The 8,641-nt window shown below is 45.3% G+C and carries 11 protein-coding genes; 9 read left to right on the top strand and 2 right to left on the bottom strand.

Annotated features, from left to right (window positions below; all coding sequences use genetic code 11):
• Positions 1 to 389 precede the first annotated feature (389 nt).
• From SIN01_RS12985 to SIN01_RS15590, 3 genes are all read left to right on the top strand, one after another.
• Positions 390 to 1,352: a tRNA dihydrouridine synthase gene (locus SIN01_RS12985; protein ID WP_010026442.1), complete on the top strand. Its 963-nt coding sequence runs from the start codon at positions 390 to 392 to the stop codon at positions 1,350 to 1,352.
• Between the two features lie 158 nt (positions 1,353 to 1,510).
• The gene (locus tag SIN01_RS12980) at positions 1,511 to 1,861 is read left to right on the top strand and encodes a DUF2200 domain-containing protein (RefSeq protein ID WP_010026441.1); all 351 of its coding nucleotides are present in this window, start codon (positions 1,511 to 1,513) and stop codon (positions 1,859 to 1,861) included.
• A gap of 138 nt (positions 1,862 to 1,999) precedes the next feature.
• Positions 2,000 to 2,122, top strand: coding sequence for a hypothetical protein (locus SIN01_RS15590; RefSeq protein WP_272947211.1), 123 nt, complete (start codon positions 2,000 to 2,002; stop codon positions 2,120 to 2,122).
• Here the strand turns inward: SIN01_RS15590 and SIN01_RS12975 are convergent.
• Positions 2,110 to 2,415 carry a type II toxin-antitoxin system RelB/DinJ family antitoxin gene (locus SIN01_RS12975; protein ID WP_010026440.1) on the bottom strand — a complete coding sequence of 102 codons (306 nt, stop codon included), beginning with the start codon at positions 2,413 to 2,415 and terminating at the stop codon, positions 2,110 to 2,112. The genes SIN01_RS15590 and SIN01_RS12975 overlap by 13 nt on opposite strands.
• Before the next feature lie 321 nt (positions 2,416 to 2,736).
• Between SIN01_RS12975 and SIN01_RS12970 the strand changes: the two genes are divergently transcribed.
• From SIN01_RS12970 to SIN01_RS12945, 6 genes are all read left to right on the top strand, one after another.
• On the top strand, positions 2,737 to 3,000 hold the full coding sequence (locus SIN01_RS12970; protein ID WP_028976641.1) for a metal-sensitive transcriptional regulator: 264 nt from the start codon (positions 2,737 to 2,739) through the stop codon (positions 2,998 to 3,000).
• A 23-nt stretch (positions 3,001 to 3,023) separates the two neighbouring features.
• On the top strand, positions 3,024 to 3,368 hold the full coding sequence (locus SIN01_RS12965) for a rhodanese-like domain-containing protein (protein ID WP_236628073.1): 345 nt from the start codon (positions 3,024 to 3,026) through the stop codon (positions 3,366 to 3,368).
• A gap of 86 nt (positions 3,369 to 3,454) precedes the next feature.
• On the top strand, positions 3,455 to 3,757 hold the full coding sequence (locus tag SIN01_RS12960; protein ID WP_010027643.1) for a rhodanese-like domain-containing protein: 303 nt from the start codon (positions 3,455 to 3,457) through the stop codon (positions 3,755 to 3,757).
• 13 nt (positions 3,758 to 3,770) lie between these two features.
• Positions 3,771 to 5,420: an FAD-dependent oxidoreductase gene (locus SIN01_RS12955; protein WP_047035424.1), complete on the top strand. Its 1,650-nt coding sequence runs from the start codon at positions 3,771 to 3,773 to the stop codon at positions 5,418 to 5,420.
• 64 nt (positions 5,421 to 5,484) lie between these two features.
• A complete protein-coding gene (locus tag SIN01_RS12950) occupies positions 5,485 to 5,718 on the top strand; it encodes a glutaredoxin family protein (RefSeq protein ID WP_028976645.1) in 234 nt (77 codons plus the stop codon).
• 87 nt (positions 5,719 to 5,805) lie between these two features.
• Positions 5,806 to 8,274: an FAD-dependent oxidoreductase gene (locus SIN01_RS12945; RefSeq protein WP_047035422.1), complete on the top strand. Its 2,469-nt coding sequence runs from the start codon at positions 5,806 to 5,808 to the stop codon at positions 8,272 to 8,274.
• Positions 8,275 to 8,403: 129 nt separating this feature from the next.
• On the opposite strand, the gene SIN01_RS15245 is transcribed toward SIN01_RS12945, so the two are convergent.
• Positions 8,404 to 8,641, bottom strand: a 238-nt coding sequence (locus SIN01_RS15245; RefSeq protein WP_218027785.1) for a hypothetical protein, incomplete at its 5' end; no start/stop codon positions are given.

Genomic DNA, 8,641 nt, shown 5'->3' with positions numbered 1-8,641 from the left:
TGAATTATAGTGTTCCCCCAATGAATGACCGCCTACCCTATTTGCTCGTACAGGTAAAGATGAATTCCTTTGTTAACCACATGTTCTAGCTAGTCGCCGGAGTGGATCATGAATAGTTCAGGTTACTGTAAGGAAGGTATGGACAAAATTTCTATCCGGAAAATTTTAGAGAGCAGCACTTTATAGTCAAGAGCTTCTAAACCAAAAGAAACATTTCCAATTTAATAAGCATCCTTTTCTTGTTGGCTTTTGTTACGTGTGAAAATTATCGTGTCAAATGTAGGTCATTTGCTTTAAGGTACTTGTGCGTGCTATAAGTGTTAAGAAAGTAATTTTGGGGATGGCGATTTTGGTCAGGCATCCCATAATGTGAGGATTTGAATGTAACGATGATCGATAATTTTTGGCATGATTTGCCGCGGCCTTTTTTTGTACTGGCACCAATGGAAGAAGTAACGGATGTTGTTTTTCGTCATGTCGTGCGTGCGGCAGCCATACCTGATGTGTTTTTTACCGAGTTTACAAATACGGAGAGCTATTGTCACCCAGAGGGAATCCAAAGTGTGCGTGGGCGTTTGACGTTTACAGAGGATGAACAACCGATAGTTGCCCAAATATGGGGGGATAAACCTGAACACTTTCGGCGGATGAGTATTGGTCTGGCGAAACAAGGGTTTCGTGGGGTGGATATCAATATGGGCTGCCCGGTGCCTAATGTGACGGCGAATGGGATGGGAAGCGGCCTTATCCTGCGTCCTGAAATTGCAGCCGATTTAATCCAAGCAACCAAAGCAGGGGGACTGCCTGTAAGTGTGAAGACAAGGCTGGGTTACACGGATGTAGACGAATGGCGTAACTGGCTGACGCATCTATTGAAACAAGACATCGCGAATCTTACCATCCATTTGCGTACAAGAAAGGAAATGAGCAAGGTCGATGCCCATTGGGAACTCATTCCGGAGATTAAGAAACTGCGTGACCAGGTGGCACCGGATACACTTTTGACGATCAATGGCGATATCACTGACCGTCAAACCGGCTTGAAGCTCGCTGATCAATATGGCATTGATGGACTCATGATTGGGCGCGGTATTTTTACAAATCCATTTGCTTTTGAAAAGGAACCGAAAGATCATAGTAGCCAGGAACTGCTTAATCTCTTAAAGCTGCATCTGGATCTCTATGATCAGTATTCGGAAGAATTAGAGCTGCGTCCGTTTACAGCGCTTCATCGCTTTTTTAAGATCTATGTCCGCGGTTTTCGCGGGGCAAGTGAATTAAGAAATCAGTTGATGAGTACAAAGTCAACCGATGAAGTGCGTACATTGCTGGATCACTTTGTTCGGGAATGAGACAAAGATGGTCTAGCGAGCAATGTCCGATTGTTTCATCCGGTTGAATCAACAATCAGCTATAAGCAGTAAAGAATACTCTTACTGAAGTCATTCTGTCTGGAATTATTCCAGTAGTCATTGAGTGAATGGATAGAAGCAAAGGGGAGTGGCATGATATGAAAAATGAACGCGTGTACAAAATGGCGTTTTCGAGAGTTTATCCGCTCTACATTCAAAAGGCTGAGCGAAAAGGGCGCAGTAAATCTGAGGTGGATGCTGTGATTTGCTGGCTGACGGGTTATGACGATGCAGGTCTTGAGGAGCAAATTGACAAGAACGCTGATTTTGAAACGTTCTTCGCCGATGCGCCGCAAGTCAACCCCAACGCCGTCAAAATTAAAGGCGTGATTTGTGGACATCGCGTCGAAGACATCGAAGACCCGCTTATGCAGAAAATTCGTTGGCTTGACAAACTGGTGGACGAACTGGCGAAAGGCAAGTCGATGGAGAAGATTCTAAGAAGCTGAGGGTGAAAGAACACCACTGCCGCCAGAGCGACAGGATGTTTTTTCATCAAGTATTGTTACAGGAATGTATTGATGATCGCTATTTAGTGGCTCAAGCTTAAAGTTATTTTGATGCCATGAGTGCGCAAGGGATACAACATGAATTGGTCGACACATATACGAAAGGATCCTAAGAAAATGAAACAGATCATCGAGTCGATTAAGTACTATAATGGAACATTTCCGAAGGAATACAATCTTCCACTGACTCATTTGCCATAATCCTGCCTCATCTTCTCGGTGACGCGGTCAGCCGATGTAATTCTCCCGGCAGTCAGGTCAGCTAGTCCTTTTTCAATTTCATCGTTGAACGTCTTTTCATTGAGAGATTCGAAAGTGAGCGGCTTGTTTTCGGACAGTTTTATATCGAAGGGAATCCCACGCTGCAGCACGACCTGACGCAGAAAAAGACTGATCGCGTTGGACATGGGAATACCAAGCTGCTTCAGCACTTGTTCAGCCTGCTCCTTAATTTCAGGTTCGACACGGGCGAAAATGTTTGATGTTCTTGTCATTCGAAACACCTCCTATACCAAAATTATATTCGATTGTATTGCGATGTGCAATCATAGTGCAAATGTTGTGAAATTTTAGAAATACGGATGAAGAAAGAGAAATCTTCAGGAATCGAAACGATTGATAAATCCCGTGTTGTACGGATTGATGAATAGTCTGGAAGCTATTTGAAGGGCGAATGGCGAGACCGTACAGGCATTTTTAAAAAAGCTGAGGAGGTTTCCGATCATCTAGGTCTTTCGCTTAGCTAAACTGTCCTTTTATTTGACAGAAAAAAATGCATCAATTATTATACCTATAGGGGTATAAGGAGGCTGTTTATGGAGTATACAGCGCAAATGAAAAATCGATTGAAACGAATTGATGGTCAGATCCGCGGGATTCTTAACATGATGGAACAAGGCGAAGACTGCCGCAGTGTAGTGACCCAGATGACTGCTGCTCGGACGGCAATGGATCGTGCACTTGGTTTAGTAATTGGAAAGAATTTGGAAGCCTGTCTGCGAGAGCAGATTGAAAGCGGCGGCGGATCAGCTGAATCCATCATAAATGAAGCGGTTCAAATGCTGGTGAAAAGTCGCTAAAGGATCAAGATGCGGTGAATCGAATGGCGAAAAGAGGAAAAGTAGATATGAACTGCCTGTTCTTTTGCAAACCTAAAATTACAAAGATAAGCACTTCGGAACTAAAAGAGGCTTATCTGCCTAATAAAAAGGGGAAATACTTTCTTGACGTACGCACAAAACCGGAGTTCAGCAGTCGATCAATTCCGGGTTTTATCAATATTCCGCTGCAAACTCTGCATAATCATCTCAACAAGATCCCGAAAGAAAAAGAAGTCGTTGTCATCTGTCAAAGCGGTATGAGAAGCTCAGTTGCTTGTAAGCTTTTGAAAAAAGCGGGATATGAAAAAGTGACCAATGTGCGCGGCGGGATGAATCGTTGGGTTTAGTTTTTTTATGCAGTTAAATATACCTATAGGGGTATAAAGCACATAGGTTTTGATAAGAAAAAAGTTGATCCAAGGAGGAAAACAGCATGTATGAAGAACTGACACCTGAAGAAGTTGAACGCTTGTTGCGCAACCATACACCAGTAAGTATTATCGATGTTCGTGAACCGTTTGAATTTGCCGAGGGGCATATTCCGAGGGCGATTAATATTTCGGTTAATGAGATTCAGAACCGAATCGGCGAAATCAACAAAGAGCAAGAACACATCATGGTTTGTCATTCCGGAAGCAGAAGCGAGGTGGCTTCTGCCATCCTGTCCGCAAGTGGATTTAAGGTGAAAAATATGGATGGCGGGATGATGAATTGGCACGGACCGATTGAATGCTAAGGAGGTAAATTCAATGAAATACGTCATTATTGGCGGGGTGGCCGGCGGGATGTCGGCAGCCACGCGGCTTCGCCGATTAAATGAAGAAGCAGAAATTATTGTCGTGGAACGTGGTCCCTATGTTTCTTTTGCCAATTGCGGACTTCCTTATTTTATTGGCGGCGTGATTCAAGAACGGTCAAAGCTGCTTGTACAGACGGCAGAAAAGCTGTATCAGCGTTTTCGTCTGGATGTGCGGACGGAAAGTGAAGCAACACATATTGACCGGGAACAAAAGAAAGTAACTATTACTCATCATGGAAAGACTTATGAAGAAAACTATGATGCTCTGATTCTCTCAACCGGCGCGCACCCAATGCGTCCGCCAATTAAAGGAATTGACCAAGCGGATCATTTGTTCACGCTACGCGATGTTCCCGATGCTGAACATATTGTTCAATACCTGCAGCAGCATCAAGTGGATCGTGCAGTGATCATCGGTGCCGGTTTTATCGGCATGGAAATGGCAGAGAACCTTGCAGAACGCGGACTTAAAGTGACGATTATTGAACGCGAGCATCAAGTCCTTCCTCCGCTTGACCCGGAAATGGCGGCTAGTGTAGAAGCTGAACTGAAAGAGCGCGGTATTGAGGTGCTCAAAGGAAAAACCGTCACGGGTTTTGAAGAAAAAGGTGCCGTTCTTGTGATGGATGATGGACGGCGAAAAGAGAGCGATTTGACTCTTTTATCGGTAGGCATCGTTCCTGAATCATCTTTAGCTGAGCAAGCAGGCTTAGCACTGGGTATCCGCCGCAGTATATCGGTTAATGATCAGCTACAGACCAGTGATCCAAATATCTACGCGATCGGTGATGCAATCGAAGTTGCGCAGACCATCAGCGGGAAAGCAGCAGTTATTCCACTCGCTTCACCGGCCAATCGCCAAGGACGAATGGTTGCTGACATTCTTAGCGGGCTGAATCGTCACTATAAGGGAACGCTAGGCACATCCATTGTGAAAATTTTTGATACATCTGCCGCTGTGACAGGATTAAGTGAAAAAATGCTACAGAGATATCAGATCCCTTATGAGGCGTTGCACACCAGTCCGCCAGATCACGCATCGTATTATCCGGGCAGCTCGCAGATGACACTTAAGCTGCTCTTCGACCCGGAAGTGGGAAAGCTACTGGGTGCTCAAGCAGTTGGTAAGAAGGGGATTGATAAGACCATCGATGTGCTTGCCACGGCAATCCATGGGCAGATGACGGTCAATGATTTAACTGAGCTTGAACTCGCCTACGCTCCGCCATTTAATTCGGCGAAGGCTCCAGTTAATTTAATCGGTTATGCATCAGAAAATCTGCTTGAAGACAAAGTGCAGCATGTTCAGTGGAATGAAGTCGACCAGCTAGTAAAACAAGGAGCAATGCTGATTGATGTTCGGACAGAACAGGAATACGAGAACGGAACCATCCAGGGGGCGGTGAATATTCCTTTGGACAATCTTCGTCAACGAGTACGGGAGATTCCAAAAAACCGTAACTTGATTGTGACTTGTCAGGTGGGTCTGCGCGGCTATCTCGCATCTCGTATTCTTGCTCAGAAAGGTTATAAGGTTAAGAATTTAGATGGAGGATATAAGCTGTATAAAAGTGTTTTTCCGGAAAAAGTAAAGGAATGATAGGAAAGATTAACAAGTTGTTCGCTCGAATTGGGGCAAAAAACTTTTAAAGGAGTTATTAACGATGAATGAAATTACCGTGTATACGACCAATACTTGTCCCTATTGTCATATGGTGAAGAACTTTCTGAGTGAAAAAGGGATGCTATTTAAAGAAGTCAATGTCCAGCAAGACCCGGCTGCCGGTCAACGTCTTGTGGAAACAACCGGACAAATGGGTGTACCCCAAACAAATGTTAATGGACAATGGGTACTCGGATTTGATCCAAGTCGGATTATGAGTCTGATTCATGAATAATCTTACTTTACCGACAACAAGCCAAGAAAGTTAATCAGGACTATGGCGAATGCAACGACTCAAATACATGAATCAGGAGGACCCATTGTGAAACAAAGAATCATTATTGTCGGCGGCGTCGCCGGGGGTGCAAGTGTAGCAACACGGCTCAGGCGATTAAGTGAAGAAAATGAAATTGTCATGTATGAAAAAGGTGCTTACATTTCTTTTGCTAATTGCGGGCTGCCTTATTATGTCGGCGGGACGATCCGTGAAAAAGATGCACTGCTTGTCGAGTCGGTTGAGAACATGGTCATGGAATTCAATATTGAAGTTCATAACAACACAGAAGTAGTTGATATAGATCCTGAAAAACACATTATTACGGTAAAAAATGTGCTGAACGGAGAAGTCTCAACAGATCATTATGATCGGCTGATTCTTTCTACAGGGGCAAAACCGATTGTGCCCAAGATCCCGGGACTTGATCATGCAGATAACATCTTCTCTGTACGAAATATACCCGATGTTGCGCGTATGAAAAAATATATGGATACGCATAACGTGCACAAAGCAACGGTGATCGGCGGCGGCTTCATTGGGCTGGAGATGACTGAGAATCTTGTTGAACTAGGGTTGGCGGTTACGTTAGTTGAAGCGAGCCCGCAAGTAATGGCGCCGCTTGATTTCGAAATGGCACAATTTGTCCATGAACAGATTGAAATGCACGGTGTCACGCTCATCTTGAACGACGGCGTTGCGCAATTTTCCAACAACGGGCGTACGCTCGTACTCAGCAGTGGTGAAGAAATAGATACCGACCTGACTGTGATGGCGATTGGTATCTTACCCGACAGTGCACTGGCGCAAAAAGCGGGTGTGAAGACAGGCATTAAGAGTGCGATTGTCGTTAACGAACATTTTGAAACGAGTGTCCCCGATATTTTTGCGATTGGCGATGTGATTGAAGTGACAGATTTCGTCACCGGCATGCCCACATTAATTCCACTGGCAGGTCCGGCTAATCGGCAGGGACGGTTTCTCGCAGACTATCTAAATGGCTTAGAGGCGAAAAATCCTCCTGTGCAGGGAACAGCCGTGGCTAAGGTTTTCGCGCTCACCGTGGCGACAACGGGAAAAAATGAACGTCTTTTGAAACAGGCCGGTGTTGTCTGCCATGTTGTTCATTTACATCCGAATTCCCATGCCGGCTATTATCCTGGCGCGGCACCGATTGAGTTGAAGGTGATCTATGACGATCAGGGCAAAATTCTTGGTGCACAGGCGATTGGAACGGAAGGCGCGGATAAACGGATCGACATGATTTCAGCAGTCATGCGTTTAAACGGATCGGTTGAGGATCTGCAGTTGATTGAAGTGGCGTATGCGCCGCCGTATGCATCGGCAAAAGATCCTGTAAACTATGCCGGTTATCTTGCTGCAGACCAGCGGCAGGGGTTAGTGAAGACGATTGAATGGCATGAGGTCGATGCGTTGATTGGGAAGCAGGCATATTTTTTGGATGTGCGCGAATCATTCGAACTGGCCGCCGGAAAAATTTCCGGCAGCCATCATATTCCGCGAGGCGAACTAAGAGGGCGGATTGAGGAGCTTCCTAAGGATCAGCCGATTTACGTATATTGTTCTGTTGGACTCCGCGGTTATAATGCGGCGCGCATATTGGCGCTGAATGGTTTTGATGTCTATAATCTCGACGGCGGTTTGAAAACGTATGAACAAGCCAAGTATGAGACGGGTCACATGAAAGTACAGCCTCGTACTGCGGATCAAGGTGAATCGTTTTCAACAATGGTACAGCACGGAACGCAAGCTGCAAAAATTGTAGTAGATGCCTGCGGGCTGCAGTGCCCAGGCCCGATTCTTAAAGTTAAACAATCTATGGAAAAGTTGAATGAGGGCGATGTCCTGAAGGTCCAGGCCTCTGACTTTGGCTTTCACAAGGATATTGTTGCTTGGGCCGATGCGACAGGCAATCAATTGCTGAAAAACAACATTGTCGGCAATAAGGTTGTCGCGACGCTGATGAAGGGAGCAAAGGACAGCCATGACGATGCTCAGCAAACATTACAAACGGCTTCAAATAATGGCGGAGCAACAACAATGGTGGTTTTTGACGGGGATTTGGATAAAGCAATTGCAACGTTTATCATTGCGACTGGGGCGGCTGCGATGGGTAAGCCGGTCACACTTTTCTTCACCTTCTGGGGGCTTAATATCATTAAGCGGCAGGCTCATGCGAAGATCAGCAAGTCGGGTACCGACAAACTGTTCGGTATGATGCTGCCGAAGAACGCGGATCATCTGCCGCTGTCACGAATGAATATGGCTGGCATGGGGCCGAAAATGATAAAAAAAGTCATGGCTGACAAGAATGTTGACAGTCTTGCTGTTATGATCGAGCGTGCAAAACAGCTTGGTGTTAAAATGGTTGCCTGTACGATGAGTATGGAGTTAATGGGCGTTGCACGTGAAGAAATCATCGACGGTGTTGAATTCGGTGGGGTTGCCAGCTATCTAGGCGAAGCAGCAAAATCAAATGTGAATCTATTTATCTAACTAAATCAATTGATTGTATATGCCAATGATGCAGGTGTTTCACTAGTCTATTAACTAGTAAAACACCTTTTTTGCAGATAAAGAAAGTTCATGAATTTGCTTTGTGGTACGACGATAAGCGGCATTTTATCAATAAGTTGGTTCGAGACACGTAAGCGCGAGACGCCTGCGGGACAGCGAGCCAGGGAAGACCCCGCAGGATAAATGCGTGTCCGAGGAGGCTTCCGGATCGCCCGCGGCAAGCGAGCAGCTGAAGTGTCGTTCAAGCCTATCGGATGGGCGATCAGGTAATCGCCCAATCTGAGAAATAAACGGAAAAATTCCGCTTAATTGTTCAGGATCTTCACTAATTGTAAAAGGAACTTCC

This window comes from Sporolactobacillus inulinus (genome assembly GCF_006539285.1).
GTDB lineage: Bacteria > Bacillota > Bacilli > Bacillales > Sporolactobacillaceae > Sporolactobacillus > Sporolactobacillus inulinus.
This window is presented reverse-complemented; position numbering and strand designations above follow the sequence as displayed.

What these genes read in the sequence shown, in the direction of transcription:
- SIN01_RS12950 (WP_028976645.1), top strand. Translation starts at nt 5,485, where the DNA reads ATGAATGAAATTACCGTGTATACGACCAATACTTGTCCCTATTGTCAT.
- SIN01_RS12980 (WP_010026441.1), top strand. Translation starts at nt 1,511, where the DNA reads ATGAAAAATGAACGCGTGTACAAAATGGCGTTTTCGAGAGTTTATCCG.
- SIN01_RS15590 (WP_272947211.1), top strand. Translation starts at nt 2,000, where the DNA reads ATGAATTGGTCGACACATATACGAAAGGATCCTAAGAAAATGAAACAG.
- SIN01_RS12975 (WP_010026440.1), bottom strand. Translation starts at nt 2,415, where the DNA reads ATGACAAGAACATCAAACATTTTCGCCCGTGTCGAACCTGAAATTAAG.
- SIN01_RS12960 (WP_010027643.1), top strand. Translation starts at nt 3,455, where the DNA reads ATGTATGAAGAACTGACACCTGAAGAAGTTGAACGCTTGTTGCGCAAC.
- SIN01_RS12965 (WP_236628073.1), top strand. Translation starts at nt 3,024, where the DNA reads ATGGCGAAAAGAGGAAAAGTAGATATGAACTGCCTGTTCTTTTGCAAA.
- SIN01_RS12985 (WP_010026442.1), top strand. Translation starts at nt 390, where the DNA reads ATGATCGATAATTTTTGGCATGATTTGCCGCGGCCTTTTTTTGTACTG.
- SIN01_RS12955 (WP_047035424.1), top strand. Translation starts at nt 3,771, where the DNA reads ATGAAATACGTCATTATTGGCGGGGTGGCCGGCGGGATGTCGGCAGCC.
- SIN01_RS12970 (WP_028976641.1), top strand. Translation starts at nt 2,737, where the DNA reads ATGGAGTATACAGCGCAAATGAAAAATCGATTGAAACGAATTGATGGT.